Here is a 26,965-nt window from a genome sequence, read left to right on the forward strand (position 1 = left end):
CGACACGGCCCACGGCCCGTCGGCGGGTCAGACCGTCTCGGTGTAGGCGGCGATGACCTCGTCGGCGGGGCCGGTCGCGCGCAGGCGGCCCGCGTCCAGCCACGCGACCTCGTCGCAGAGGTCGCGGACGGTGCCCATCGAGTGCGAGACCAGGATGACCGTCTGCCCCTCGCGCTTCATCTCGCGGAACTTGCGGCGGCAGCGCTTCTGGAAGGTGGCGTCGCCGACGCTGAGGACCTCGTCGACGACGAGGATGTCGGGGGTCACGCTCACGGCCACCGAGAAGCCGAGCCGGACGTACATGCCCGACGAGTAGTTCTTCACGGGCTGGTCGATGAACTTCTCGACCCCGCTGAACGCCACGATCTCGTCGAACTTGCCGGTGATCTCCTTGCGGGACATGCCGAGGATCGACCCGTTCAGGAAGATGTTCTCGCGGCCGGACAGCTCGGGGTGGAACCCGGAGCCCACCTCGAGCATCGACGCCTGGCGTCCGTTCGCGGTGATGGAGCCCGAGCTCGGCTGGAGGATGCGGGCGAGGCACTTGAGGAGGGTCGACTTGCCCGAGCCGTTGCGGCCGATGAGGCCGAAGGTGGTGCCGCTGGGCACCTCGAACGAGACGTCGTTCAGGGCCCAGAAGTCCTCGTGGACGGAGCGTCGGCCCCGCATCAGGGCCGACTTCAGCGAGTTGTTGTGCTCGTGGTACATGCGGAAGCGCTTGGAGACGTCGTCGACGATCACGGCGGGTGTGGTCACAGGAGTTCTGCCAGATTCTTGTCGTTGCGGGAGAACACGAGGAACCCCAGGGCGAAGACGACCGCGGCGGCCAGGAAGCAGAAGACGAAGTCCGTCGGGTCGGGCCACCGATTGTCGTACAGGAAGTTGCGGAACACCTCGACGAAGCGCTCCATCGGGTTGAGGCGGTACACCGTGAGGATCCAGGCGCCGTGCTTCGCCGCGGCCTCCTCGACGAGCGAGATCGGGTAGATGATCGGCGTGAGGTACATCCACATCTGCAGCACGATCGCCATCAGGTGCTGCATGTCGCGGAAGTGGACGTTGATGATCGCCAGCAGCATGGCCATCCCCGCGGCGAAGAGGGCGAGCAGGACCATCATGCCGATCACCAGGGGCAGCCAGGGCAGGAGGCGCGACCCGAAGATCAGCAGGGCGACCGACAGGACGCCCATCTCGATGAGCCAGGTGAAGCCCGTGGCCCCCACCGCCGACAGGGGCAGGCTGATCCGGGGGAAGTACACCTTCTTGATCAGCGACCCGTTCGACGTGATCGAGGCCATGCCCTGGTTCACGACGCGCGTGAAGAACATCCAGGGCAGCAGGCCGGACATCAGCCACAGCGGGTAGATCGTGATGCCGCTCGGATCGCCCGTGACGATGCGAGCCCGGAAGATCACGGAGAAGACGATCGTGTAGACGAGCATCGTCGCGAGCGGGTTGATCATCGACCAGAGCTGGCCGAAGACGGTGCGACGGTATTTTCCCTTGACCTCTCTCATGGTGAGGTTCACGAGGAGCTCACGCGACGAGACGAGTTCAGAGATGTAGGTCATGCGTTCCGATTCCGGCGTGGAGGTCGTCCGAGCCGGCAGCGACTCGAGGGGTTCGGGCCCCTGAGGGTCGGGCTCCCGTGTGCTGAGACCGAGTCAGGTGAGAACACGCGAGCCTGGCCATCACTTGTAGAGTAAGCCGGTGCGCGTATTCTTCTCCAACCACAGTACCGCGCCCATCAACCTCGGAGGCGCGGAGCGGTCGCTCCTCCGTCTCGTCGAGGACTGGTCGGTGTCCCGTCCCGACCTCGAGCCCGTGTTCCTCACGAAGGCCCCCGCGGGCAAGTTCATCGAGTCCCTGCGACGCCGCGGCTGGCCGTACCACGCGTTCCGCTTCCGCGGCTGGGCGCTGCCCAGCCCGCAGCCGGCGCCCACGAGCGAGCGCACCGCCTTCGCGGCGGTCGACTACGCCGCGGTCGGCGCCATGATCGCCCTCCTCGAGCGAGAGCGGCCCGACCTCGTCGTGACCAACACCCTCGTGGCCCCCTGGGCGGCCTTCGCAGCCGCCGTCGTGGGGATCCCGCACGCCTGGTTCGTGCGCGAGTACGGCGACCTCGACCACGGGCTGCACTTCCAGATGGGCCGCGACGCCACGTTCCACGACATCGGCCTGCTCTCCGGAGCGGTCGTCACGAACTCCCACGCCGTGGCACGCCACCTCGCGGGCTCGATCGACCCCGCGAAGATCACCGTGGCCTACCCGCAGATCGATCTCGACGAGGTGCTCGCCTCGAGTCTCGAGCCGCCGAAGGCCGAGCCGTTCCCGCAGGCCGACCCAGGTCTGCGCATCACGGTCGTCGGCCGGGTCGAGGACGGCAAGGGCCAGCACCGGGTCGTCCGGGCCCTCGGCGAGCTCCGTCGCCGGGGCGTCACGGCGTCCGTCGCCCTCGTCGGCGCCTGGAAGGAGCCCGGCTACGACCTGACGCTCCGCCGGCTCGCCCGCGAGCTCGGCGTCGAGGGGAACCTGACCCTGCTCGGCGAGCTCGAGAACCCCTTCAGCGTCGCCCGGGCCGCCGACGTCTGCGTCACCCCGTCGACGATCGAGGCGTTCGGCCGCTCCACCCTCGAGTACATGGCGGTGGGGCGCCCCGTCGTCGCGAGCAGCACGGGCGGCAGCGCCGAGCTGGTCGAGCCCGGCCGCACCGGGGCCCTCTTCGACCCCGACGACATCGGCGCGCTGGCGGACGCCCTCCAGGCCTACGCGACCGCTCCGGAGCTCGTCGACGAGCACGGCAGGGCCGCCCGCGCCCGGGCCGTGGACATCGCCGCGGCCAGCTCGGGCAACGCCGCCGTCATCGACCGGCTGGAGGCGCTGGTGGGCTCGGACGCCTACCGTCTGCCCGAGATGGCCCGTTACTGGTTCGCCCTCCCCTCGGCCTACGCCTCGATGGGCGCCACGACCCCGCGCATGGTCCTCGGCCTGGTCTGGTCGCGGCTGCGGACACGCTCCGGCCTCGTCGGGCGGGTCCTGCGCCGTCCCGGCGTCGCGGTGTCCCGGCTGAGGAGGCGGTGAACGCCCCCGGGGCCCGGCGCCCCGTGACGATCGTCGTCCCCGTCTACGACGACATGGCCGGACTCGAGGCGTGCGTGTCGTCCCTGCTCGAGCACGTGGACTTCTCGATCGACCGCGTCATCCTCAGCAACGACGTGGGCCCGCAGGCCGACGACATCGAGGCGCGCCTCCTCGAGCTCGTGGGGCACCACGCAGGGTTCACGTACCACCGCAACGCGTCGAACCTCGGGTTCGTCGGCAACTGCAACCACGTGGTGTTCGACGTCGACACCACGGACAACGACGTGCTGCTGCTCAACAGCGACACCATCGTGACCGCGGGCTTCCTCGACGAGATGGCGTCCGTGCTGGCGCTCAGCGGATCCCACGGCATCGTCACGACCCGCAGCAACAACGCCACGATCGCGAGCATGCCCCTCGCCCAGCGGAACACGAACGTGGCGCGCTCGCCCGAGCGGACGCTCGCGGTCTGGACCGCGGTCTCCCCCCTCCTCCCCCGCTTCACCGTGGCCCCGGTGGCGATGGGCTTCTGCTACCTGGTGCGGCGCGAGGTCATCGACGCCGTCGGCTTCTTCGACGAGGCGTTCGCGCCGGGCTACGGCGAGGAGAACGACCTCTGCCTCCGGGCCGCCGAGGCGGGGTGGTCCTCGATCATCGCGAACCATGCGCTCGTGTACCACGTCGGCTCGACGAGCTTCAGCGGCGACCGAGGGCCCCGGCTCCGGTTCGCCCACGAGAAGGTCCTGGTCGAGCGGTACCCGCACTACGTCGCCGCCCTCCAGATCTTCCTCCAGCACGACCGCGACCCCCTCGACGCGTTCGCCGACGCCGTCGCGCCGGGCGACGACCTCGTCCGGGTCGCCGTCACGGGACCCTGGTCCGAGACGCAGTCCGACACCCTCGACCTGGCGCTGGCGCTCCGCGAGCACCTCAGCGACGCCGGCGTCGTCACGCTCGTCGTGCCCAGGCGTCGGCTCTCGGCGATCCGGCGGTCGGCCGAGGGGCTCCCCGTCGTGCCCGACACGGACCGTCGACGCGTCTGGGACGTCGCGGTGCACGCGGACGGCAGCCCCGACCTCTCCCAGCTCCTCACCATGAACTACCTGAGCCCGAGGTGGCTCGTCGCCTCGGCGCCTGCCCGCGGCGCACGGCTGACCTCGCGGACCCGGCAGCAGCGGTCTCGCGTCCTGGCCGGCCTGGCGACCTCGTTGACGACCGCCAGCTACCCTGCCGACGCCTCCTCCGCGGACGTCGCGGACGCCGTCCGCGCCGCCGCCGCTCGCCCCGTCGACGCGACCGCCCTCCGGCTCCGGTGGTCCACGGTGCTGCAGACCGCCGTGGCCGCCGGCCTCGTCACCTACCCTCGCCGGGCCAGCTGGCGCAGCCGCGTGAGCCTCGCCCTGGCAGCGCGGTCCCCGCGCACGGTGGACCGGCTCCGCGCCGGCCTGCACCGCTGACGCCCCTCAGACAGCCCCCGAGTCCCCGATCCGCGCGCACCCGCGTCGCACCACAGAGAGAGCAGAGAACTGCCCCATGGTCGATCCCCGACTGAGCAAGCTCGTCCGGAAGCTCGCGGCGGTGCGCCCCGGCGCCCGAGGCGCCGCCCCCGTGGGGACGGCCCCGGCCGAGTGGCCCTACAACATCCGCGACCTCGTCGACTCCCACTACGTCGGGCTGCAGGTCGGCCAGCTCTTCGAGAGCCGGACCGACGCCCTGCGCCGCGTCCTGGCCAGCCGCCCGCACCACGCCGTCACCATCCACCCGCTCATCGAGCCGCGCTGGATGGTGGGCCGCACGCCCCGGTCGGTGGCCCAGTGGCTCACGCTCCTCAAGACGCCCGGGTCCGTCGACGAGCTGGGGCCGTTCTTCTCGCTCGCCCGCGCCGGTCAGATCGAGGGCGAGAAGCCGTTCGACACCTTCCGTCGCTTCGTCCGGCAGATGGACGACGACACCGTGCTCCCGACGGTCGACGGCCAGGACGTCACCTGGCGGGAGGCCCGTGAGCTGCTCGAGCACCGGACCCGCCTGTTCAGCGCCCAGAACCTCCGCACGCAGCGCCGCGCCCGCGACGAGTGGGACGACGAGGTCGAGGCCGCGTTCCGGGCCGAGCTCGCCGCCTCGCCCGTCCAGCCGGCCCCGGGCCGCACGCCGGGCGACGCGCCCTTCATCTCGGTCGTCATGCCCGCCTACAACCGCGCCCACGTCATCGTCGCCGCCGTCGAGAGCGTCGTCGCCCAGACGCTCGAGGACTGGGAGCTCGTGGTCGTCGACGACGGCTCGACCGACGAGACCGCGGCCGTGGTCCGGCAGCTGGCCGAGGCGGACCCGAGGATCCGCCTGGTCTCGCAGCCGAAGTCCGGCGTCTCGGTCGCGCGCAACGCGGGCATCGCGGCCAGCCGCGGAGAGCTCGTCGCCTTCATCGACTCCGACAACGAGTGGCGCGCGGACTACCTGGAGGTGTCCTCGGCCGGGATGGCGCACTACGGCGTGCCCGTCACCTACACGGGGATCAAGCGCTACGAGGACCACGGCCGCATCCAGTACGTCGGCGTGCAGGCGGGTCGCGACTACCTCCTCGACGGTCTGAGCTTCGTCGACCTCAACGTGCTCATGGTCCGGCGCGACCTGCTCGTCGAGGTCGGCGGGTTCGACGAGTCGCTGCGGCGTTGGGTCGACTACGACCTCGTCCTGCGCCTGATGCTCGAGCACGACGCGCGGTACCTGCCGATCATCGGCGTCGACTACGAGCACGAGGAGGCGACGGTCGGACGCATCACGACGTCGGAGCGCTCCACCTGGCGCGAGGTCGTCCTGTCCAAGTACCTCGTCGACTGGGACGCCGTGGACGCGGCCGCCCCCGACAGGGTCGACGGCCGGACGTCCGTCCTGCTGAACGCCCGCGACGGCTGGCAGGACGTCGTCCCGGCCGTCCGCTCGCTGCTGACGGAGGCGGACCGTGACGGCCTCGACGTCGAGGTCGTCATCGTCGACAAGGCGTCCACCCGCGACTTCTCTGCGGTCGTGGCGGCGGTCTTCGCCCGGGACCCTCGCGTCGTCCTGGTCCGGGAGGCGAACGACCGCAAGCCCGCCCTCTCCCTGGACATCGCGTTCGCCCTCTCCACGGGGAGCCACGTCCTCGTCATGAGCCCGACGGCCGTCGGGCGCCGAGGGTGGCTGAGCGCCCTGCTCGGCGGCCTCACGCCCGAGGTGAGCGGAGCCCTCGCCGTCGTCCTCGACGCGGAGGGCGCGGTCGGGGCGTCCGGCGTCGTCTTCGCCGGCGACCGGGCCGTGCCCCGGTCGTTCCTCCGCGGCCAGCCCCTCGAGGACCTCCTCCGGTCGGGCCGCCGCGACTTCTCCGCCGGAACCGCCTCGGCGCTCCTCCTCCGGGCGGACGACCTGCGGCGCGTCCGGGGCTTCCGGCCCCACTTCGGCGGCGCCCTCTACGACGTCGACCTGTGCCTGCGCCTCGGCGGCGGCGAGAGGTCGTTCCGCCTCGTGCACGAGGCCGTCCTCCAGGACGGCGCGCTCCGCGACGACAGCCGACTCGCCGTCGACGCCGAGGCCTCCTCGGCGTTCGCCGAGTTCTGGGCGGGTCGACAGCCGGCGGCCGACCACGAGGACGGGCTGGCCGCGGCCGGCCTGACGGCGACCAGCTGGCGGGTCGACACGCAGGTCGGCCTCGACCCGCCGGCGCGCCGGCTGGTCCGCTTCGCCCCCCTGCGGGAGAGCGTCCCGCTGCTGGGCCGCCTGCCCGGCGCCCCGAGGCGGTGGGCGATCAAGATCTCCTCCCCCGCCGCTCCGCGCGGGGACGCGTGGGGCGACACGTTCTTCGCCGACGACCTCCGCCGGGCGCTGGAGGCGATGGGGAACGAGGTGGTCGTCGACCGCGTCGAGGGGCACTTCCGTCGGTCCCGCGACGTGGACGACGTCGTCCTGACGATCCGCGGACTCGCCAAGGTGCCGCCGCAGCCCGGAGCCGTGAACGTGCTCTGGGTCATCAGCCACCCGGACCTGGTCTCCGACGACGAGATCCGCAGCTACGACCTCGTCTACGCGGCCGGGGCCGAGTGGGCGCGACGAGCGGCGGACCGCACGGGCGTCGACGTCCGGCCGCTCCTCCAGGCCACCGACCCGTCGCGGTTCTCGCCCGACTCGGCCCTCCCCGGCTCCGGAGCGGACGTGGTCTTCGTGGGCACGCCCCGCAAGGCGATGCGCCCCGTCGTGGCCGATGCCCTGTCCGTCGGCGTCGAGCCCTCGATCTACGGACACGGCTGGGAGGGCTACGTCGACCCGCGGCTCGTCAAGGCCGACTTCGTCGGGCCCGCCGAGGTGGGCGCCCTGTACCGCGGCGCCGGCGTGGTGCTCAACGACCACTGGGCGGACATGGCGCGCTACGGCTTCCTGTCGAACCGCCTCTTCGATGCCGTCGCGGCCGGGGCACGGGTCGTGTCGGACGACGTCGTGGGCCTGCGGGACGTCTTCGGCGACGCCGTCTCGACCTACTCGGACGCCGCCGACCTGGGAGCGCTGCTCACGGGGGTCCGGCCCCTGCCCACCGAGCAGGAGCTGATGGCGGCCTCGGAGCTCGTCCGGGCGGAGCACAGCTTCGCCGCCCGCGCGGCGACGCTCGACGCCGACGTCAGCGAGTTCCTCTCGCGCTGACCCGGCCGCCGCGGCTCTGCGGGACGCTCAGCGGCGGAGGGCACGGAGCGGCCGGGTGACCCGCCACGACAGCGACGACCGGACGTCGGCCAGGGACGTCTGGAGCGTGCGGATGCGCGCCCGCTCGCGCCGGAGCTCGTCCTCGACGACGGCGGCCTCGCGACGGCCGCGGTCGTTCTCGGCTTCCGAGCGCGCGAGGGCCGCCTCCGCGTCGTCCAGGGACCGGCGGGCCGCGGCCAGGTCGTCCCGGAGGGCGTCGGCCTCCGAGCGCGTGCGGTCGAGCTCCCCGACGCGCTGCTCCGCCTCCGCCTCGGCGCGTCGGAGCGCACGGCGGAGCTCGGTCGACTCGACCACGTGGGACACCGCCTCGGCTCGCTGGTGGGCGACGAGGGAGGCGAGGCCGTCGACCACGTCGTCGTCACGCATGGGCTGCCACCAAGGCGCCCGTCGACTCTCGGGCCTGGTCGGCGAGACGCCGCCCCGTGCCGTCGTCGTCGCCCCGGAGACCGAGGGCGGCCTCGACCGCGGCGGGCACGTCGGGCACCGTCGCCCCGAACGGCATCCCCGCGTCCCACGTGGCCGCGTAGGCGCTCACCTTCGCGTTCTCGAGGCTGACCCGGGGAACGCCGAACGCCGACGCCACCACGCGACCGTGCAACGACGATCCGAGCCACGCGGCGGCCGACCGGACGACGCCGCAGAGGACGAGCGGATCGCGGTCGGGGACGACCTGGACGTCGACGTCGGGCGCCGCCTCCGCGAGCAGCCGGCGCGCCTCGTCGTAGGAGTCGTAGGAGTCGTGCAGGTGGGCCGTGCCGGCGGCGAACAGGGTGACCCCGAGCCCGGTCCGCCTCGCCGCCTCGGCCACCGACAGCCAGAAGGCCGTGGCGCCCACCTTCGCGAGGTGACGGACGGAGGCCTGGACGACGAGCGTGCCCGCCCACGTCTCGACGGTCGGCACGTCGGGCCGGTCGACGATCGTCTGCACGAGATCGGGGGCGAGCCGCGAGCGCACCCCGGACTCGTCCAGGAAGGCCTGGGAGTCGCGGTCGCGCACGACGACGTCGTCGGCGGCCGCCACCCGGGCGAGCAACGCGTCGCGGCGCCGCGGCTCCGTGCCCCTGAGGCCCGCGACCCCGACGCTGTTGAGGACGAGCGGCGTCCCGGACGCCAGCGGGTAGGCGCCGAGGTCGGGCACGTAGGCCGACGAGTCGAGGTCCGGGGCGCCCAGCAGTCGTCGGAGCCGGTCGCGCCCTGCCGGGTCCGCCGCCGACCAGGCCTCCCGCTCGGCCTCGGGCATGCTGAACCCGAGCGCGAGCTCGGTCGTGGTGGCTCCGACCTCGCCGCCGACGACCCACACCAGGTCGAACGACCGTCTCGCCAGCTCGGTCTCGTAGGGCACGACGTAGCGCCCGGTCAGCTCTCGCATGTCGGCGGCGATCAGCGACGCCGCGGTCGGGCCGGGGAGGAGGTCCTCGGTCAGGCGCAGGAAGAGGAGGTCGCCGAAGTTGTCGCGCTCGTAGGCGCCGATCAGCAGGCTCGTCTTCTCCGTCATCCCGCCCATTAACCCACGCCGTCCGCGGGAGACGGCTGAACGCCCCGGCGCCCGGGCCGTCGGTCCCACCGCACCCGCTACCATCGACTGACCCTTCCGAGACCGACACCCAAGGAACCAGCGTGAAAATCCTCGTCACCGGCGGAGCCGGCTTCATCGGCTCCAACTTCGTCCGACGCACCCTCGAAGACGCCTACCCGGGCCTGGAGGGCGCCGAGGTGGTCGTGCTCGACGCGCTCACCTACTCGGGCAACGAGGCGAACCTGGCGAGCGTCGCCGACTCCCCGCGGTACCGCTTCGTGAAGGGCGACATCCGCGACGGCGCCCTGCTCGACACGCTCATCCCCGAGGTCGACGCCGTCGTCCACTTCGCCGCCGAGTCGCACGTCGACCGCTCCGTCCGCGACGCCTCGATCTTCGTCGAGACCAACGTCCTCGGCACGCAGCAGCTGCTCGACGCCGCGCTCCGGCACGACCTGGCGCGCTTCGTGCACGTGTCGACCGACGAGGTCTACGGCTCGATCGCCGAGGGCTCGTGGGCCGAGGACCGCCCGCTCGAGCCGAACTCGCCCTACTCCGCGTCGAAGGCCGGCAGCGACCTGCTCGCCCGCAGCTACCACCGAACGCACGGGCTGAACATCTCGATCACCCGCTGCAGCAACAACTACGGGCCGTACCACTTCCCCGAGAAGGTCATCCCGCTCTTCGTCACGAACCTCATCGACGACGTGCACGTGCCCCTCTACGGCGAGGGGAACAACATCCGCGACTGGCTGCACGTCGACGACCACACCCGCGGCATCGCCATGGTCCTCGTCGGCGGCCGCGCCGGCGAGATCTACAACATCGGCGGCGGCACCGAGCTCACCAACAAAGAACTGACCGAGATGCTCCTCGAGGCCACGGGCAAGGACTGGTCGTACGTCGACCGCGTGCAGGACCGCCTGGGCCACGACCTCCGCTACTCGGTCGAGATCTCGAAGATCCGCGCCGAGCTCGGCTACGAGCCGCAGGTGCCGTTCGCCCAGGGCCTCGCCGAGGTCGTGCAGTGGTACCGCGACAACCGTGAGTGGTGGCAGCCCCTCAAGGAGCGCGCGGCCCTCGCATGAGCGACGCCACGACCGCCGGCCGCAGTCGCTGGCTCGTCACCGGCGCCCGCGGCATGCTCGGCTCCGACCTGCTCGAGGCGCTCTTCGGCCGTGACGTGACCGTGCTCGGCCGCGCCGACCTCGACGTCACCGACCGCGACGCCGTCTTCGCGGCCGTGCAGGGCCACGACGTCGTCGTCAACGCAGCCGCCTACACCGCGGTCGACGCGGCCGAGACAGACGAGGAGGCGGCACTCGCCGTCAACGGGACCGCCGCCGGCCTGCTCGCCGAGGCCGCCGCCTCCGTCGGTGCCGTCCTCGTGCAGGTGTCGACCGACTACGTCTTCGACGGCACGGCCACGACCCCCTACGCCGAAGACGCGCCCCTCGCCCCGGTCAGCGCCTACGGCCGCACCAAGGCGGAGGGCGAGCGCCTCGCGCTCGCCGCCAACCCCGACCGCACGTACGTCGTGCGGACGGCCTGGCTCTACGGCCAGCACGGTCCCAACTTCGCCAGGACCATGCTCAAGCTGGCCGCGTCGCGCGACACCGTCAGCGTCGTCGACGACCAGGTGGGGCAGCCGACCTGGACCCTCGACCTCGCCCACCAGATCGTCGCGCTCGTGGACTCCGGGGCCCCCGCGGGCGTCTACCACGGCACGAACTCGGGCACGGCGAGCTGGTACGACTTCGCCCGCGCGGTGTTCCAGGCCGCCGGGCTCGACGCTGCTAGGGTCGAGCCGACCGACAGCTCGACCTTCGTCCGCCCCGCACCACGACCGAGCTACAGCGTGCTCGGTCACGACGCCTGGGATCGAGCCGGTCTGGCTCCCCTGCGCCATTGGACCGAAGCCTTGACCGAGGCCGCCACCAGGGGAGTCTTGGAGAACGATGACAACGCTTCGAGTGGTCGTTGACCAGATCCTCGCACCCGTCCCCGGCGGCATCGGTCGCTACACGGAAGAGATCACCCGGGGCCTGATCGCCACCGCCCCCCGCGGCTGCGACGTCGAGGCCGTCGTCGCGGCTCACCCGCAGACGGCGTACGACGACCTCGCGGCCCGGCTCCCGGGGCTCTCGCACATCACGAAGGCTCCCATCGGCCGCCGCGAGCTCTCCCTCGCCTGGCAGCTGGGCGTCCTCGGCCTGCCCGGTGGGGGGATGGTGCACGCCACCAGCCTGCTCGCCCCGCTGCACCGCCACGACCGGCTCAACGCGCCGGGAAACCAGACCGTGGCGACCATCCACGACACGGTGCCGTGGACGAACCCCGACACCCTCACCCCCCGCGGCGTGCAGTGGCACAAGGCCATGACGAAGCGCGCCCACAAGTACGCGGACGCGGTCGTCGTGCCCACGCACGCCGTGGCCGCCGACCTCGAGGAGCACTTCCGGTTCGGCGACCGCATCCGCGTCATCGGCGGGGCCGTCAGCGACGCCCTCGTCGTTCCTGCCGATCCCGACACGGTCGCCGACGAGCTCGGCCTGCCCGAGCGCTACGCGCTGAGCGTGGGCACCGTCGAGCCGCGCAAGGGCATCGAGCCGCTCATCAAGGCGCTCGCCCACCCCGACGCCCCCGACCTGCCGCTGCTCATCGTCGGCCCGGAGGGCTGGGGCGACGTCCGCGTCACCGACATCGTCGAGCAGGCCGGCCTGCCCGCCGACCGCGTGCGCACCCTCGGCTTCGTCAGCGACGCCCAGCTCGCCGTCCTGCTGCAGCGCGCCTCCGTCTTCGTCTTCCCCAGCCTCGCCGAGGGCTTCGGCCTGCCCGTCGTCGAGGCCCTGAGCCTCGGGACGCCCTCCGTCATCTCCGACGCCCCTGCCCTCGTCGAGGTGGCGGACGACGCCGCCGTGATCGTCCCGCGGGAGGACGCCGAGGGCTACCCGGCGCGCCTCGCGCAGGCCATGTACCAGGTCGTCAACGACCTCGAGCTCTCGACCCGCCTCGGCATCGCCGGCCTCGACCGCGCACGGGCGTTCAGCTGGCGCGACTCCGCCGACAAGGTCTGGCAGCTGCACGCCGACCTCTGACGGTCGGCGCTCCCCCGTGACGAAGGCCCCGGTCGCACAGCGATCGGGGCCTCGTCGTGGTCGGCGACGCCACCGCTGCTCCGGGGCGCGTCGGACCCCCCGCCCCGTCAGTCGGTCGGGGCGACCGTGCAGACGACGAAGCCGTCCTGGCTGTAGAGGACGTCGACGCAGTCGTCCTCGAGCGCCTCGCGGTACTGGTCCGGGATCAGCTGCTGGTGCAGGGGCGAGAGCACCAGCGGTCGGCTGTCGTCCTGCGCCGGGAAGGGCACGGAGTCGACGCCCGCCAGGAACGTCAGCTCGGGGTTCTGCCAGTAGTCGAGGCTCTGGATGCCCTGCGGGAAGTTCTCTTCGATGAAGTCGGCCGCGGCGATCTGCTCGCCCCGCGTGTACGACTCGTCCGAGAACGACTTCTCGACGTGCCGGTAGGCCTGGGTCACGGCCACGACGCCCCAGGCGGCGATCAGCCCGACCGCCGCGATGCGCCCGACGAGGTGCCGGGACCGCCAGGCGACGCCCGCGGCGACGCACACGAAGGCCGCGGTGATGGGTCCGCCGAGCAACATGCCGGGGAACGACTGACGGGCGAAGAGGCTGTTCGCGAGGAAGATCCACCAGATCATGTACCCGAGGAAGATCGCGGCCACCGCGAACTCCGGCGGGCCGACCCGCCCCGGCAGGGAGGTGCCCCGACGCCACGAGACCACCGCGAGCACCAGCAGGCCGACGACGATCACGGCGGTGCCCACGAAGATGAGGGTCGCGAGCCACGACGGGATGAACCACGACAGCTGGTACTTGTCGATGCGCCCGCTGTAGTCGGTCACCCGTGTGCCGGTCACGCCGGAGCCGCTGCGGCCGAAGAAGGCGAGGTTGCCCTTGAGGTTCTGCTTGTAGGCCGGCCAGTGCAGGCCGATCAGCTTCACGACCTCCCACAGGCCGACGGGCACGATGACCCACAGCCCGAGCACGACGGCGCTGGCGAACCGACGGGCGAGCTCGGGGCCGCGGCCGATGCGCAGCCACAGGACGCCCCAGGTGTCGCGCGGCACGAAGAGCAGGGCGACGGCGAGGACGGGCACGGCGAGCAGCGCGGCGAGCTTCGCCATGGCGGCGAGGCCGAGCGCGAGACCGGCGAGCTGCGGACGGCTCCGGAGCAGCAGGATGGCGAGCAGGATCAGCGAGACGGCGGGGATCTCGCCCAGCACCTCGGCCGGGCCGAAGATGACCGAGCTGGGGAAGTCGACCCGCGTGTTGAGGGCGAGGGTCGCGAGGGCGACGGCGAGCCCGGCCCAGCGGCCGGCCATCCGGTGGCCGAGCGTCCACGCCCCGCCGACGAAGAGCCCGTACCAGAGCAGCATGACCCAGCGGGCCTGCTCGATGCCCACCCCGAAGAGGGCGAAGGAGGCGGCGACCGGCACGAGCGCGGTCGGCCCGGTCGAGGTGATCGGGTCGAACAGGACGATCGGCCCGCCGGTCTGCCAGTCGAAGGAGCCCCAGCCCCGGCCCTGCACGAAGTTGGCGGGCGACTGCAGCACGTAGGCCTCGTCGAAGTTGACCGGCGAGGCGTACAGGCCGGCGAGGAAGATCGCGACGTGGACGGACACGACCGCGACGGCCGCGAGGCAGAAGAGGACCCCCTGACGGGCGAGGAACGACCGGATGTCCGGGAGCCGGCGACGTCCGTCGTGGGGCACGGTTGTCACGCGGGGTCCTCCTCAGGGAACGGGGATGGTGCCCTCGTCCGAGCACCGCAACATTCTACTGGCCGGTCCCGGCGCGCGGGCCGCCTGCCCTCATCCGCTGGGATGAACCTGGCGCGTCGCCCTACTCCGCGGTGGCCGGCACCGTGGCGGCGGCCACCGCCGCGTGGATCGCGTCGTAGTCCGGGTACACGTTGTCGAACGTCGGGGGCACGATCTCGAGCGAGGTGATCGGCTGCCCCTTCGCCTCCAGGGCCAGCTGCACGAAGGCGGTCAGGGCGCCCTGCGGGATGTCGGTGTCGACCGTCTCGGCGCCGGCGTCGGCGACCGACTGGAACTTGGCGAGCACGGTCGCCGGCTGGAACTGCGAGAGCAGGGCGGTCTGTACCTCGCGCTGGCGGGCCATCCGGTGGTAGTCGTCGGAGCCGTGCCGGGCACGGGCGTACCAGAGGGCGTGGTACCCGTCGAGGGTCTGCTCGCCGGGCTCGATCCAGCCGTCCACGTTCGTGGGCTGGCCGTTCGCGTCGACGCCGCCGTTGATGGGGAGCCGCCCCTCGGTGTTGTCGACCTGGATGCCGCCCAGTGCGTCGATCAGGTCGACGAAGCCCTGCATGTCGATGAGCACGTAGTACTGGATGGTCAGGCCGGTGACGCCCTCGACGGCGTCGCGCATCGCCTCGACGCCGGGGTTGCTGCTGGCGGCCTCGGCGTCCGGGTAGAGGTCGGGGTGCTCTTCGCCGTAGGTGTAGAGGTAGCTGACGAGGCAGTCGTCGCCGCAGTCGTAGCCCGTCGGGAACGGGCCCGAGAGAGGCGAGCCCTCGGAGAACGGGGCGTTGTAGAGGTTGCGCGGCACGCCGACGATGGTCGTGGCGCCGGTCTCGGCGTCGATGCTCGCGACCGAGATGCTGTCGGGGCGCAGGCCCGTCCGGTCGGAGCCGGCGTCGCCGCCGAGCAGCATGATGTTGTACCGGCCGTCGACCGGGTCGGCCGCGGCCGCCTGCGACGTGAAGAGGCTGTTCAGCAGGCCGTGCTGCACGCTCGACAGGTACGCGCCGTAGGCGGCGGGCCCGACCGTCGCGACGAGCAGCAGCGCCATGACGCCGGCGATGAAGCCCCGGGCCGTCGGCAGCGTCCGCACGATCCTGACCAGGCGCAGGGTGTCCAGGGTGAGGACGAGCCAGAGCACGGCGTAGTAGACGAGGAACACCTGCACGACGGTGAGGGCCACGACGCTCGTCGCCACGGTCAGCAACGGGGTCTGCCAGAAGAGCGCGAGGGCGCCGGTGACGAGCGCGACGCCCCAGAAGACGAGGGTGGAGGCGAGGCCCCAGCGACCGAGACGGCGGCTGCCCGCGAGCACCTGGGCCGACCCCGGCACGAGCACGTTGAGCAGCACGAGCGCCCAGGCGCGCCTCGTCATGAAGGACGGCGAGCCGAGGTCCGGGTTCCGGACCGGCAGCGACGCGCTCACAGGGACCGCCGGAGGGCGGCGTTCTTCTCCTCGACGAGCTCGCCGAGGCTGGTGGCGTAGTCGGCGAGCCGCTGCGTGAGGACCGGATCAGAGGACCCGAGGATGCGAGCCGCGAGGAGCCCCGCGTTGGCGGCGCCGCCGATGGAGACGGTGGCCACGGGGATGCCCGCGGGCATCTGCACGATCGAGAGGAGCGAGTCGAGGCCGTCGAGCTTCGCGAGGGCCACCGGAACGCCGATGACGGGCAGGGTGGTGACGGAGGCGACCATGCCCGGGAGGTGCGCCGCGCCTCCTGCGCCCGCGATCACCACGCGGACGCCGCGGCCCTGCGCCTCCTTGCCGAAGCGGATCATCTTGTCGGGGGTGCGGTGGGCCGAGACGACCTCGACCTCGTGGGGCACCCCGAACTCGGAGAGGATCTCGGACGCGCTGCGGAGCGTCGGCCAGTCGCTGTCGGAGCCCATGACGATCGAGACGAGCGGCGGGGTCGACGGGTCGTTGGGCGTCGACCGCGGGCTCGGGTCGGCGCTCGTCGAGGACGCGCTCGACGGCTCGCCGTCCACGGGGTCGGCGGTCGTCGGGGCGGCGCTGTTCGGGTCGGACACGGACTAGAGGATAGCCTCAGCCCTCGAAGAACGCCGCCGCGGCACGCGCTCGTGCCGTCACGCCCGGCAGCTCGCCGCCGGTGACGGTGACGTGGCCGACCTTGCGGCCCGGCCGCGGGTCCTTGCCGTAGTCGTGGACCTTCGCCCCCGGCTCGGCGGCCATGAGGGCGGGCAGCCGGTCGGCGAGCGTGCCCGCGGCCGGGCCGCCCAGCACGTTGACCATGACGCTCCAGTCGGCGTGCGCGTCGGTGAGCCCGAGGGGCAGGTCGAGGACGGCGCGCAGGTGCTGCTCGAACTGGCTCGTGACGGCTCCGTCGATGCTCCAGTGCCCGGTGTTGTGGGGGCGCATCGCCAGCTCGTTGACCAGCAGGCGGCCGTCCGTCGTCTCGAAGAGCTCGACGGCCAGGACGCCGGTCACGCCGAGCTCGTCGGCGACCCGCACCGCGATCCGCCCGGCCTCGTCGACCAGCGGGCCGGCGTCGGGGGCGGGGGCGACGACCTCGGCGCAGACGCCGTCGCGCTGCACGGTCTCGACCAGCGGCCAGGCGACCACCTGGCCGGACGGCCGACGGGCCACGAGCTGGGCGAGCTCACGGCGGAACTCGACGAGCTCCTCGACGAGGAGGGCGCCTCCTCGGTCGTCCGCCGCCGCCGCCGCGAACCAGTCGTCGGCCTCGTGCGACGAACGGACGACGCGGACGCCCTTGCCGTCGTAGCCGCCGCGGGGCGTCTTGACGACCGCGCTGCCGCCGTGCGCGTCGAGGAACGCGCCCAGCTCGTCGGCGGTGCGGACCTCGGCCCAGTCGGGGACGGGCAGGTCGAGCTCGGTGAGACGGCGACGCATGACGATCTTGTCCTGCGTGACGGCCAGGGCCTCGGGCGCCGGGTGGACGGCGACCCCGGCCTCGACGAGGGCCCGCAGCACCGGCTGGGGGACGTGCTCGTGGTCGAAGGTGACGACGTCGACGCGGCGCGCGAAGGCGAGGACCGTCTCGACGTCGTGGTAGTCGCCGACCTGGCTCGCGGCGAGCCGGGCGGACGACCCCTCGGCCTCGGCGAGCACCTCGATCTCGACGCCCAGGTGCACCGCCGGCGGCACCATCATGCGGGCCAGCTGGCCGCCCCCGATCACTCCGACGCGGAAGGCCATCTCGTCTCCTTGACTGTGTGCGCTGCGGGTCGGGCCGTGACGCGGCCCGGACGTGGTGGTGGCCGGCTCGGGCTACGGGCGGCCGAGCCCGCGGTACTCGAAGCCGGCGGCGCGCCAGGCGGCGGGGTCGAGGACGTTGCGGCCGTCGACGACCCGCCGGGCGCCGACGAGCTCGGCCACCGCCGACGGGACGAGCTGCCGGAACTCGGCCCACTCCGTGAGCACGAGCACGAGGTCGGCGTCGCGGAGGGCGCTCGCCGCGTCGTCGACGTAGTCGAGGTCGGGGGCGACCCGGGCGGCCGTGGCGTTCGCCTCGGGGTCGAAGACAGAGACGTGCGCCCCGCCCTCGTGCAGGCGGCGGGCCACGTCGAGCGCCGGCGAGTCGCGCACGTCGTCGCTGTTCGGCTTGAAGGCCACGCCGAGCACGGCGACGCGGGCGCCGTCGACGCCGCCGAGCAGCTCGTCGGCGAGGGCGACCACGCGGTCGCGACGACGCAGGTTCACCGCGTCGACGTCGGCGAGGAACGCGAGCGAGTCGAGGCCCAGCTCGTCGGCCCTGGCCTGGAACGCCCGGATGTCCTTGGGCAGGCAGCCGCCGCCGAACCCGAGCCCGGCGTTGAGGAACTTGCGGCCGATGCGGGCGTCGTGCCCGATCGCGTCGGCGAGCTGCGTGACGTCGGCACCCGTCGCCTCGGCGATCTCGGCCATGGCGTTGATGAACGAGATCTTGGTCGCGAGGAACGCGTTGGCCGACACCTTGACGAGCTCGGCGGTGGCGTAGTCCATGACGAGGCGGGGCGTGCCCGTCGTCAGGGCGGTGGCGTAGACCTCGTCGAGCAGGGCCGTCGCCCGGTCGCCCGCGTCGCCCGCCGGCACGCCGTACACGAAGCGGTCGGGCGCGACCGTGTCCTGGACGGCGAAGCCCTCGCGGAGGAACTCGGGGTTCCACGCGAGGTCGGCCCCGGACGAGGAGGCGCGGACCAGCTCGGCCAGACGGGCGGCGGTCCCGACGGGCACCGTCGACTTGCCGACGACCAGGTCGCCCTCGGAGAGGTGCGGCAGGAGCCCCGCCACGGCCGCGTCGACGTAGGTGAGGTCGGCCGCGTGGCTGCCGGCGGTCTGGGGAGTGCCCACGGCGACGAAGTGCACCTGCGCGCCTGCCGCCTCCGCCATGTCCGTGGTGAAGCGCAGGCGGCCGCTCGCGGTCGCGCGCTCGAGCACCTCGGGCAGGCCGGGCTCGAAGAACGGCGCACGGCCGGCCGAGAGCTCGGCCACCTTGCGGGCGTCGACGTCGATGCCGACGACGTCGTGGCCCAGCTCAGCCATGCACGCGGCGTGGACCGCTCCGAGGTAACCGCATCCGACGACAGAGATTCGCATGCGGCCATCTTGTCGCCTCACGGGCCGTGAGGAAAAATCGAGCGGGTCGACCTAGACGGCGTCGTGGTGCGGGCCGGTGCCCCCGGCGCCCGGCCCGGGAGCGGACGGCCCGGCCCGCCACTGCTGGGCCGCCGACCTCGCCTCGGCCTCCATGAGGTCGTGCAGGGTCGCCTGCACGAGGTCGGCCCCCGGCACGTCCCAGAGCACGGCGGGGCGGTCGCGCCCGGTGTGCACGAGGACGTCCCCGCTGCGGAAGAGGCTCTGCACCGCGTTCTTGCGCACGGTGAGGTCGTAGCCGCGGCTGTGCATCAGCTCGTGGCGGGTCCGCACCAGGAACCCCTGCCGCAGGACGACCCGCCGCGTGGTGACGACGTACTGGCGGCCGAGCCAGACCAGCAGGGGCACGAGCCACAGCAGCACCCCGAGCAGGACGGCCGCGCCGCGGACGGCCCAGTTCTGCCACTCGACGTCGGACCAGCTGCCGAAGTACCCGCCGGCCGCGCACACGGCCACGAGGGCCACAGACGGCCAGAAGAGCGCGCGCGAGTGCGGGTGGAGGCGTGCGACCACCTCTTCGCGCGGCTGCGGGTCGGTGGTGCTCACGGGGTCATTCCTACCCTCAGGTGGGTCACGTCGGCGGAGGACACGGCGACGGCGTCGCCGGTCGCCGGCTGCACGACGAGCCGCCCCTCGAGGTCGACCGAGGTCGCCGTGCCGACGACGACCTCGCCGGAGGGCAGCTCCGCCCCGACCGGCCGGCCGAGGGTCGTGCACTCGTCGAGCACGCGGCCCCGGAGGCCGGACGCCTCGGCGTCGCCGCCCGCGTCGGACAGCGCCTCGACGAGGGCGGCGAAGTCGGCGAGCCAGGCCGACAGCACCTGGTCGGCCACCGCCTCCGTGGGCCCCTCGACGCCGTGCAGCGACAGCGACGTCGAGACGGGGGTCGGCAGCTCGTCGCGGGTCAGGGCGAGGTTCACGCCCGCGCCCACGACGACGGCCGACGAGTCGGGCCGCAGCTGCGCGAGGACGCCGGACACCTTCAGCCCGTCGACCTGCACGTCGTTCGGCCACTTGAGCCCGACCTCGCCCGAGCGGACCAGCGAGGCGACGGAGGCGCGCATCGCGACCCCGGCGGCGAGCGGCAGCCAGCCCAGGGCGGACACGGGCAGGGTGCGGCGCTCGACGAGCACGCTGGCCGCGAGCGTGCGCCCCGGGGGCGCCGTCCAGGTGCGGCCGAGGCGCCCTCGGCCGGCGGTCTGCGAGAGCGTCGCGAGCACCGCGAGGTGGGGCGCGTCGAGGTCGGCGAGCAGGTCGGCGTTGGTCGACCCGGTCTCGGCCACGTGCACCAGACGGGGGCTGTGAGCCGAGCTCACGGGGAAGGCTGTGCTCTCGAGGTCGTCCACGGCGCAAGCCTAGGCGTTGGGGCTTTCCCACCAGCCGCGAGCCGTCGCGCGCGAGGGAACCTCCAACGGCGGGCGGCAGGGCCCTCGGTAGAGTGAACGGCGTGACCTCCGAACCCGCGCCCACCGACGGCGCCCCGCAGCCCGACCTCCGCACCACGGCCGGCAAGCTCGCCGACCTGACGTCGAGGTACCACGAGGCCGTGACGGCCAGCGGCGAGGCCGCGATCGCGAAGCAGCACGCCAAGGGCAAGATGACCGCCCGCGAGCGCATCGACGGCCTGCTCGACCCCGGCTCGTTCGTCGAGCTCGACGAGTTCGTGCGGCACCGCACGCACGCCTTCGGCATGGAGGCCAAGCGGCCCTACGGCGACGCGGTCGTGACCGGCACCGGCACGATCCACGGCCGCCAGGTGGCGGTCTACTCGCAGGACTTCACCATCTTCGGCGGCTCGCTGGGCGAGGTCGCCGGCGAGAAGATCATCAAGGTGATGGAGCTCGCGCTCAAGACGGGCGTGCCGATCATCGGCATCCTCGACTCCGGCGGGGCCCGCATCCAGGAGGGGGTGGTCGCGCTCGGCAAGTACGGCGAGATCTTCCGCCTCAACACCCGCGCCTCCGGCGTCATCCCCCAGATCTCGCTGATCATGGGGCCGGCGGCGGGCGGGGCCGTCTACTCCCCCGCGCTCACCGACTTCGTCATCATGGTCGACAAGACCAGCCACATGTTCGTCACGGGCCCCGACGTCATCAAGACGGTCACGGGCGAGGACGTCGGCTTCGAGGAGCTCGGCGGCGCCCTGACGCACAACAAGGTCAGCGGCGTCTCGCACTACCTGGCGAGCGACGAGGAGGACGCCCTCGACTACGCCCGGTCGCTGCTGTCGTACCTGCCCGACAACAACCTCTCCGAGCCCCACGTGTTCGAGCAGGCCGTCGAGCTCGAGACGACCGACGACGACCGTCAGCTGAATACGCTGATCCCCGACAGCCCCAACCAGCCCTACGACGTCATGACCGTCATCGAGCACGTCGTCGACGACGGCGAGTTCCTCGAGGTCCAGCCGCTGTTCGCGCCCAACATCGTCGTCGGCTTCGGCCGGGTCGAGGGCCGGTCGGTGGGCGTCATCGCGAACCAGCCCTCGGCCATGGCCGGGACGCTCAACATCGAGGCCGGCGAGAAGGCCAGCCGCTTCGTGCGGTTCTGCGACGCCTTCGGCATCCCGATCCTCACCCTCGTCGACGTGCCCGGCTACCTGCCGGGCACCGACCAGGAGTGGACCGGCGTCATCCGCCGCGGCGCGAAGCTGCTCTACGCGTACGCCGAGGCCACGGTGCCGCTCGTCACCGTCATCACCCGCAAGGCGTACGGCGGGGCCTACATCGTCATGGGCTCGAAGCAGCTCGGGGCCGACATCAACCTGGCCTGGCCGACCGCCGAGATCGCCGTCATGGGCGGCCAGGGCGCGGTCAACATCCTGTACCGCAACGAGATCAAGGCGGCCGAGGCCGCCGGCGAGGACGTCGCCGAGGTGCGCGCACGGCTCGCCAGCGAGTACACGTACAACGTCGCGAGCCCGTTCCTCGCTGCCGAGCGGGGAGAGCTCGACGGGGTCATCGAGCCGGCGGCCACCCGGGTCGCCGTGGTCAAGGCCCTGCGGGCCCTGCGCACGAAGCGCGCCGACCTGCCCCCGAAGAAGCACGGGAACATCCCCCTGTGAGCGGCCGCCACGCCGCCCGGGACGGCGACCCCGAGGGCGCGTCGCTGCGCGTCGTCACGGGCTCGCCCACGCCGGAGGAGCTCGCGGCGGTCACCGCCGTGCTGACCGCCCTCGAGGCCGAGACCGCCGACCGGGCGCGCTCGACCCCTCGGAGCGCACCGACGACGCTGTGGTCGGCGCCGGCCGCCCGCCTCCGACGGCCGCTCGAGCGCGGCGCGGGGCGCTGGCGGGGCTTCTCGGGCTGACCGGGCTGACCCGGCGCCGGGCCGCGCCCCTACGTGGCGCGCCCGGTTGTACCCCGGCGCGTACCCCGGCCACCTCGCCGCCGACGGCGTGAAGCCCGGACTGACGGCACCCGAACGGGGGTAGACGACGTCATAGACCCCTGACTGTCCCCCTAAATGACGACTGTGCACTCCTGACGGGGCGCGCCATACTCGTTCTTGCTAGGTGCCTCTCCTTGAGTCGCACCACCGATCGAGAGCTGACTAGGGTAAGCGAGTTCTCGGTCGTGGGCAGACCACGGCGGCATTCGGGTTGCCGCCCTGGTCGGGGATTCCTCCCATGAGGGCCAGACGGGTGTCTGGCCCTCTTCCCGTTCCCGGGGGCGAGCCGGGCCGCATCCGCGGGCGCGCCTCCGTGCGGAGCTCAGCCGACGAGCGGCCGACCGCCGTCGGCGACGTCGCGCTCGTCGCCTGCGCGTCCGTGGCGCTCGTCCTCGTCCGCCCCGTCGAGCCGGTCGGGCCCGTCGTGCGCTCCCCCGCCGTCGTCGCCGTGCCCGTCGTCGCCGTGCCCCTCCGCACCCGGCGCGTGCCGCGGGATCTGCAGCCAGAGCAGCACCTCGTCGTCGTCGTCGTCCTCGTCGGCCTCCGCCGCGACGCCGCGTCCCAGGGCGCTCGAGCTGAGGTCGGGCGACCCGAGCCCGACGACGGAGACGGCGTGCTCGCCGCCCCCCACCGTGCGGACGATCAGCTTGTCGGCCTGCGAGCCGTGCAGGGCGGCCGCGAGGGCCTGGTGGATGCGCCGCAGCTCGTCGGCAGGGACGTCGTCGATGCCGCCCTCGTCGAGCAGGCTGACCTCGGCCCCCCGCCGCCGTGCGGCCATGACCTCGCGACGGACGTCGTCGTCGAGGAGGCGCCGGCCGCGGATCTCGTCCCGGATCGCGCCCTCGAGGTGGAGGCTCTCCCGCCGCTGCTCGGGCGTCAGGTCGCCCGCCTGCGAGACGATCGCCTGGAGCATGGGGCGTGCGGTGCGACCGGTCTGCAGGAGGCGGTACTGCCGTTCGTTGACATGCGCCTCCTGGGCCGCCTGCCAGTCGGCCGCCTCGTGCTCGGCCAGGATGAACTCCCGCGTCTCGCGACCCGCCCGGGTGAGGGTCGACGAGATCGCGTGCGCGAACGCCACCCAGCTCACGCTGCCGACGATGCCGAGGTCGGCGATCTCGGAGACGCCCGCCCACGAGACGCCGTGCACGGCCATGAAGCCGACCCCGAGCCAGGCGAAGCCCTGGCGCCGCCGGGTCGAGACGATGACCATCAGGGTGCCGACCGCCGCGACGTACCAGGTCGCGTAGCCGTTCTCGGCCGTGGGGTCGAGCACCGACGTGACGACGAGCGGCACGACGATGCTCACGGCGAGGGCGAACGCGGCGGCCCAGACGGGCATGACGGGCTGGCGCGTGGGCCAGAGGACGACGGTCGTCACGACCGCGTACAGGACGAGGCACGCCACGACCGGCACCGGGTCGGTCACCTGCCCGAGCGACACGGTGCCGAGCACCAGGTGGTAGGCGGAGAAGACGGCGGCGAGGGAGACGATCAGCCACCGGGGGACGGTGATCCTCACGAGTCCTCCTCCGTCGGCGGGCCGACGACGAGCCGGCTCGGCCACATGACCCTGACCACCGTGCCCTGGCCGGGCCGCGAGTCGATGCACGCCCTGCCGCCCGCGTTCGCGACGCGCTCGACGATGGACACGCGGACGCCGAGGCGCTCCTCGGGGACGCCCGCGGGGTCGAAGCCCACCCCGTCGTCGCCGACCTCGAGCAGGACGCCGTCGTCGCCCGACCGCTCGACGGTCACCCAGCGGCGCACGGGGCCGGGCCCCGCGTGCTGCGAGCTGTTGACGAGGGCCTGGGCCGCGGCACTCACGAGCGCCTCCGCGGCCGTCGCGGGCAGCACCCGGTCGTCGGCCTCGTCGGCCCGCAGCTCGATGACGACGCCCGTGGCCTCCACGGCGTCCACGAGGCGGCGGCGCAGGCTGCCGAGCGTGGTCGTCGACTCGTCGAACGGCGTGGTGGCCGCGGCGGAGGTGAGGTGGGCCATCGCGTTCCTGGCCATGGTCGTGGCCAGCACCCGCTCCTCCGGCGTGTAGGCCCGCGCGGCCTGGATGAACGTCGTGAGGACGCTGTCGTGCACGATCGCGTCGACCTGCACGCGCTCGAGCTCGGTCGCGTGCTCGCGGATGGCGCCCGAGTAGCGGGCGACGGCCGTGGCCTGGGCCGCGTCGACCGCGGCGCTCGCCTGGCGCAGGATGAGCACGAGCACCAGCACGGCGCCGCCGAGGAGGATGGCGTAGGTCGAGTCGAGGGCCGCGCGGGTCAGCGACTCCCCGCCGCCGGACGGGGTCAGCCGGATGAGGCCGTAGACGAGCGGCACGGCCACCGAGTAGCCGATGGCGATCCACGCCGAGAACGCGTACGCCGCGGCCGCGGTCGCGACCGTGCACAGGTACCAGAGCCACGGGACGCCGCGCAGCACCTGCTCGGGGTCGACGACGGCGAGAGGCCAGGTGATGAGCGCCACCAGGTACGACACGGCGAGGATCGCGCAGGTCGTCTCCACCCCGCGCACGACGACGCTCGCCACGCCGACCGCGACGAGGGCGCCCAGCATCCCCACCCCGATCAGCCAGGCCCAGGCGACCTGCATGACCCCGATCTGCTGCATCGTCGTCGGCAGCGCCTGGAGGCCGAAGATCAGCCCGGCGAGCGCGATGACGCGGCCGAGCACCTTGTCGAAGAGCGCCCGGCTGATCGGGTTGCGCGTCGACCGCGGAGGCGGCGCCGGCCCGGCCGGGACCGGGAGGGGGTCAGCGGCCATCGCCGCCGTCCGCGTCGAGGCCGGGCAGGATGCCGTCCTCGACGGCGCGACGGAGCAGGTCGACCTTGGTCGGCGCGGGGCGGCCGACCTCGACGTACTTGACGCGGATGCGGTCCAGGTACTCGCGGGCGGTCGAGTACCCGATGCCGAGCTGCTGCGCGGCCAGCTTGAGCGGCAGCCCCGACGCGTAGAGGTGCAGGATCTCGCGCTCGCGCCGGCCGAGCTGCGCCTTGGCGAAGTCGCGGTCGGCGTCGATGGCGCTGGCCCACTCGAGGTTGTTCAGCACGTCGCCGCGGGCCACCGTCGCCACGGCGGCCATGACGGTCTTCGTCGCCGACGACTTGGGGATGACCCCCGCCGCGCCCGCGGCGAGCGCCTCGCGGACGCTGGCGACGCGGTCGGCGATGCTGTGCACGAGCACGGCCGAGCCGGTGGCCTGGACGCGCTTGACGTTCTCGGTGACCGTCGACCCGTCGCCGAGCGAGAGGTCGAGCACGACGACGTCGACCTCGCGGCCGGCGAGCGACTCGACGAGCTCCTGCACCCCGGCGGCGGTGAGGACGACGTCGAAGCCCTCGTTCTGGCAGGCGGCCTGGATGCCCAGGCGGACGGACTCGTGGTCGTCGACGATGGCGACGCGGACGGGTGCGGAGGTGGTCGGCGCCGAGGCGTCCGTCGAGGTGTCGGTCACGAGTGGTCCATTCGAGGTCGCGTGCGACCCGGTCCCTGAATTCCGGGTCGTCAACGTGGTCATCGTAACGTGACGACAGGTCAACGACGGATCAGGCGGACCACCGTCTCGACGTGGTGGGTGCTCGGGAACAGGTCGAAGGCGCGGAGCGCGTCGACGTCGTACCCGCGGTCGCGGAACAGGGCGAGGTCACGGGCCAGGGCGACCGGGTCGCAGGCCACGTAGACGACCTGGGCCGGAGCGAGGTCGGCCAGGCCGTCGACCACCGGGCGACCGGCGCCCGAACGGGGCGGGTCGAGCACGACGGTCGCCGCGCGGGACCGGTCGCGCTCGGCGGACGTCGCCTGCGCGACGGCCTGCCGCACCCAGCGGTCGACCCTGGCGGTGACGGCGGAGGCGCCCAGCCAGTCGGCGAGGTTCTCCGAGGCGTGCTCGGTCGCGCGCTCGTCGCTCTCGACGCTCGTGATGCGCACCCGGCTGCCGAAGGCGTCGCCCACGGCCGCGGCGAGCAGGCCGACCCCGCCGTAGAGGTCGAGGTTGGCGGCGCCGGGCTCGAAGCGGGCGGGGTCGATCATCTGCTGCACGGCCGAGGTGAGGGTCTCGGCGGCGTGGCGGTGGACCTGCCAGAAGCCGCCGTCGTCGAGCTGGAACGTGCGCTCGCCCACCTGCTCGGTGACCGTGCTGGGGGCCTGCTTCCCGATGATCAGCCGGGCGCCTCCCGTGCTCGGCGCGAGCACGTCGACGTGCTCCTCGCCGGGGAACGCCTCGCCCAGGGGCGCCGCCTCGGCGACCTCCGGGGTCGCGAGGGGCAGGTCGGCGACGTGGACGACGCGGTGCGAGCGGGCGGCGTACTGGCCGGGTCGCCCCTCGGCGTCGAGGTGCAGGCGCACCCGCGTGCGCCAGCCGGCGCCGCCCCGCTCGTCGTCGCCCGGCAGTGCCTCGACGCGCACCGTGGCCTGGTCGGGGTCGAGGCCGCCCGTGCGGGTCAGGGCGTCGCGGACGACCTGCGACTTGAGCTCGCGCTGGTGGGCGAGCTCGATGTGGCCGAACTCGGCGCCGCCGGCGCGGTCCTCGGGGCTGCGGTCGACCGAGGCGGCCGACCACACGTGCTCGCGTCGGTGCGGGCTCGCCTCGACCACCGACACCGTCTCGGCGCGCCAGAACGACTTCTTGCGGTCGTCGGTCACCCGCGCCCGCACCGTCTCGCCCGGCAGGGTGTCCGAGACGAACACGACCCGCCCGTCGAGCCGGGCCACCGAGATGCCCCCGTGTGCGATGCCCGTCACGTCCAGTTCGACCTCGCGGCCCAGCATGTCTCCCATGCTCCGA

General features: G+C 73.1%; 23 protein-coding genes. 8 read left to right on the forward strand and 15 right to left on the reverse strand.

From position 1 onward, the window contains the following. Positions 1 to 27: 27 nt before the first annotated feature. Entirely contained in the window at positions 28 to 756 is a 729-nt protein-coding gene (locus tag FHR78_RS03535; protein WP_347878031.1) for an ABC transporter ATP-binding protein, read from the reverse strand. Continuing rightward, entirely contained in the window at positions 753 to 1,571 is an 819-nt protein-coding gene (locus FHR78_RS03540) for an ABC transporter permease (protein WP_166759105.1), read from the reverse strand. Before FHR78_RS03540 ends, FHR78_RS03535 begins: the two co-directional genes overlap by 4 nt. Before the next feature lie 139 nt (positions 1,572 to 1,710). Here FHR78_RS03540 and FHR78_RS15535 point away from each other — a divergent pair, with 139 nt between their 5' ends. The 3 genes from FHR78_RS15535 to FHR78_RS03555 all read left to right on the forward strand — a co-directional run bounded on the left by FHR78_RS15535 (position 1,711) and on the right by FHR78_RS03555 (position 7,743). Beyond that, positions 1,711 to 3,081, forward strand: a complete 1,371-nt coding sequence (locus tag FHR78_RS15535) for a glycosyltransferase (RefSeq protein ID WP_166759106.1) — start codon at positions 1,711 to 1,713, stop codon at positions 3,079 to 3,081. Next, positions 3,078 to 4,538 (forward strand): glycosyltransferase, encoded by a 1,461-nt coding sequence (locus tag FHR78_RS15340; protein ID WP_166759107.1) that lies wholly within the window; start codon positions 3,078 to 3,080, stop codon positions 4,536 to 4,538. Before FHR78_RS15535 ends, FHR78_RS15340 begins: the two co-directional genes overlap by 4 nt. 76 nt (positions 4,539 to 4,614) lie before the next feature. Further along, entirely contained in the window at positions 4,615 to 7,743 is a 3,129-nt protein-coding gene (locus FHR78_RS03555; protein ID WP_166759108.1) for a glycosyltransferase, read from the forward strand. Positions 7,744 to 7,770: 27 nt separating this feature from the next. On the opposite strand, the gene FHR78_RS03560 is transcribed toward FHR78_RS03555, so the two are convergent. Continuing rightward, positions 7,771 to 8,169: a hypothetical protein gene (locus FHR78_RS03560; RefSeq protein WP_166759109.1), complete on the reverse strand. Its 399-nt coding sequence runs from the start codon at positions 8,167 to 8,169 to the stop codon at positions 7,771 to 7,773. After that, positions 8,162 to 9,298 carry a polysaccharide pyruvyl transferase family protein gene (locus FHR78_RS03565; RefSeq protein WP_166759110.1) on the reverse strand — a complete coding sequence of 379 codons (1,137 nt, stop codon included), beginning with the start codon at positions 9,296 to 9,298 and terminating at the stop codon, positions 8,162 to 8,164. Before FHR78_RS03565 ends, FHR78_RS03560 begins: the two co-directional genes overlap by 8 nt. 122 nt (positions 9,299 to 9,420) lie before the next feature. Here FHR78_RS03565 and rfbB point away from each other — a divergent pair, with 122 nt between their 5' ends. From rfbB to FHR78_RS03580, 3 genes are read left to right on the forward strand one after another with little or no spacing between them, the layout of a single operon-like run. Further along, positions 9,421 to 10,407, forward strand: a complete 987-nt coding sequence (rfbB, locus tag FHR78_RS03570) for a dTDP-glucose 4,6-dehydratase (protein WP_166759111.1) — start codon at positions 9,421 to 9,423, stop codon at positions 10,405 to 10,407. Continuing rightward, complete coding sequence (gene rfbD / locus FHR78_RS03575) at positions 10,404 to 11,303, forward strand: dTDP-4-dehydrorhamnose reductase (protein WP_166759112.1); 900 nt, start codon at positions 10,404 to 10,406, stop codon at positions 11,301 to 11,303. Before rfbB ends, rfbD begins: the two co-directional genes overlap by 4 nt. Beyond that, entirely contained in the window at positions 11,278 to 12,417 is a 1,140-nt protein-coding gene (locus FHR78_RS03580) for a glycosyltransferase family 4 protein (RefSeq protein ID WP_166759113.1), read from the forward strand. Before rfbD ends, FHR78_RS03580 begins: the two co-directional genes overlap by 26 nt. Before the next feature lie 107 nt (positions 12,418 to 12,524). On the opposite strand, the gene FHR78_RS03585 is transcribed toward FHR78_RS03580, so the two are convergent. The 7 genes from FHR78_RS03585 to FHR78_RS03615 all read right to left on the reverse strand — a co-directional run bounded on the left by FHR78_RS03585 (position 12,525) and on the right by FHR78_RS03615 (position 20,126). Next, a complete protein-coding gene (locus FHR78_RS03585; RefSeq protein WP_166759114.1) occupies positions 12,525 to 14,120 on the reverse strand; it encodes a hypothetical protein in 1,596 nt (531 codons plus the stop codon). A gap of 121 nt (positions 14,121 to 14,241) precedes the next feature. Further along, positions 14,242 to 15,537, reverse strand: coding sequence for an LCP family protein (locus tag FHR78_RS03590; protein ID WP_208392747.1), 1,296 nt, complete (start codon positions 15,535 to 15,537; stop codon positions 14,242 to 14,244). Positions 15,538 to 15,584: 47 nt separating this feature from the next. Next, positions 15,585 to 16,052 carry a 5-(carboxyamino)imidazole ribonucleotide mutase gene (gene purE, locus FHR78_RS03595; protein WP_166759686.1) on the reverse strand — a complete coding sequence of 156 codons (468 nt, stop codon included), beginning with the start codon at positions 16,050 to 16,052 and terminating at the stop codon, positions 15,585 to 15,587. A gap of 157 nt (positions 16,053 to 16,209) precedes the next feature. After that, positions 16,210 to 17,343: a 5-(carboxyamino)imidazole ribonucleotide synthase gene (locus FHR78_RS03600; protein ID WP_166759116.1), complete on the reverse strand. Its 1,134-nt coding sequence runs from the start codon at positions 17,341 to 17,343 to the stop codon at positions 16,210 to 16,212. Positions 17,344 to 17,415: 72 nt separating this feature from the next. Then, complete coding sequence (locus FHR78_RS03605) at positions 17,416 to 18,723, reverse strand: UDP-glucose dehydrogenase family protein (RefSeq protein ID WP_166759117.1); 1,308 nt, start codon at positions 18,721 to 18,723, stop codon at positions 17,416 to 17,418. A gap of 51 nt (positions 18,724 to 18,774) precedes the next feature. Next, positions 18,775 to 19,326 carry a PH domain-containing protein gene (locus FHR78_RS03610; RefSeq protein WP_166759118.1) on the reverse strand — a complete coding sequence of 184 codons (552 nt, stop codon included), beginning with the start codon at positions 19,324 to 19,326 and terminating at the stop codon, positions 18,775 to 18,777. Beyond that, positions 19,323 to 20,126, reverse strand: coding sequence for a biotin--[acetyl-CoA-carboxylase] ligase (locus FHR78_RS03615; protein WP_347878032.1), 804 nt, complete (start codon positions 20,124 to 20,126; stop codon positions 19,323 to 19,325). Before FHR78_RS03615 ends, FHR78_RS03610 begins: the two co-directional genes overlap by 4 nt. 92 nt (positions 20,127 to 20,218) lie before the next feature. Between FHR78_RS03615 and FHR78_RS03620 the strand changes: the two genes are divergently transcribed. Both FHR78_RS03620 and FHR78_RS15010 read left to right on the forward strand, forming a co-directional pair. Continuing rightward, on the forward strand, positions 20,219 to 21,844 hold the full coding sequence (locus FHR78_RS03620; protein WP_166759119.1) for a carboxyl transferase domain-containing protein: 1,626 nt from the start codon (positions 20,219 to 20,221) through the stop codon (positions 21,842 to 21,844). Further along, positions 21,841 to 22,089, forward strand: a complete 249-nt coding sequence (locus FHR78_RS15010; RefSeq protein ID WP_166759120.1) for an acyl-CoA carboxylase epsilon subunit — start codon at positions 21,841 to 21,843, stop codon at positions 22,087 to 22,089. Before FHR78_RS03620 ends, FHR78_RS15010 begins: the two co-directional genes overlap by 4 nt. Before the next feature lie 403 nt (positions 22,090 to 22,492). On the opposite strand, the gene FHR78_RS03630 is transcribed toward FHR78_RS15010, so the two are convergent. The 4 genes from FHR78_RS03630 to FHR78_RS03645 form a co-directional block, all read right to left on the reverse strand. Next, positions 22,493 to 23,689 carry a hypothetical protein gene (locus FHR78_RS03630; protein ID WP_347878033.1) on the reverse strand — a complete coding sequence of 399 codons (1,197 nt, stop codon included), beginning with the start codon at positions 23,687 to 23,689 and terminating at the stop codon, positions 22,493 to 22,495. Continuing rightward, positions 23,686 to 24,945 (reverse strand): sensor histidine kinase, encoded by a 1,260-nt coding sequence (locus tag FHR78_RS03635; protein ID WP_166759121.1) that lies wholly within the window; start codon positions 24,943 to 24,945, stop codon positions 23,686 to 23,688. The genes FHR78_RS03630 and FHR78_RS03635 overlap by 4 nt, the downstream gene beginning before the upstream one ends. Further along, positions 24,935 to 25,636 (reverse strand): response regulator, encoded by a 702-nt coding sequence (locus tag FHR78_RS03640; protein ID WP_166759122.1) that lies wholly within the window; start codon positions 25,634 to 25,636, stop codon positions 24,935 to 24,937. The genes FHR78_RS03635 and FHR78_RS03640 overlap by 11 nt, the downstream gene beginning before the upstream one ends. 80 nt (positions 25,637 to 25,716) lie before the next feature. After that, positions 25,717 to 26,958: a class I SAM-dependent RNA methyltransferase gene (locus FHR78_RS03645; protein ID WP_166759123.1), complete on the reverse strand. Its 1,242-nt coding sequence runs from the start codon at positions 26,956 to 26,958 to the stop codon at positions 25,717 to 25,719. Between the last annotated feature and the right edge of the window lie 7 nt (positions 26,959 to 26,965).

Origin of the sequence: Frigoribacterium faeni (assembly GCF_011761235.1) — a bacterium.
In the GTDB taxonomy this organism is placed as follows: Bacteria; Actinomycetota; Actinomycetes; order Actinomycetales; family Microbacteriaceae; genus Frigoribacterium; species Frigoribacterium faeni_A.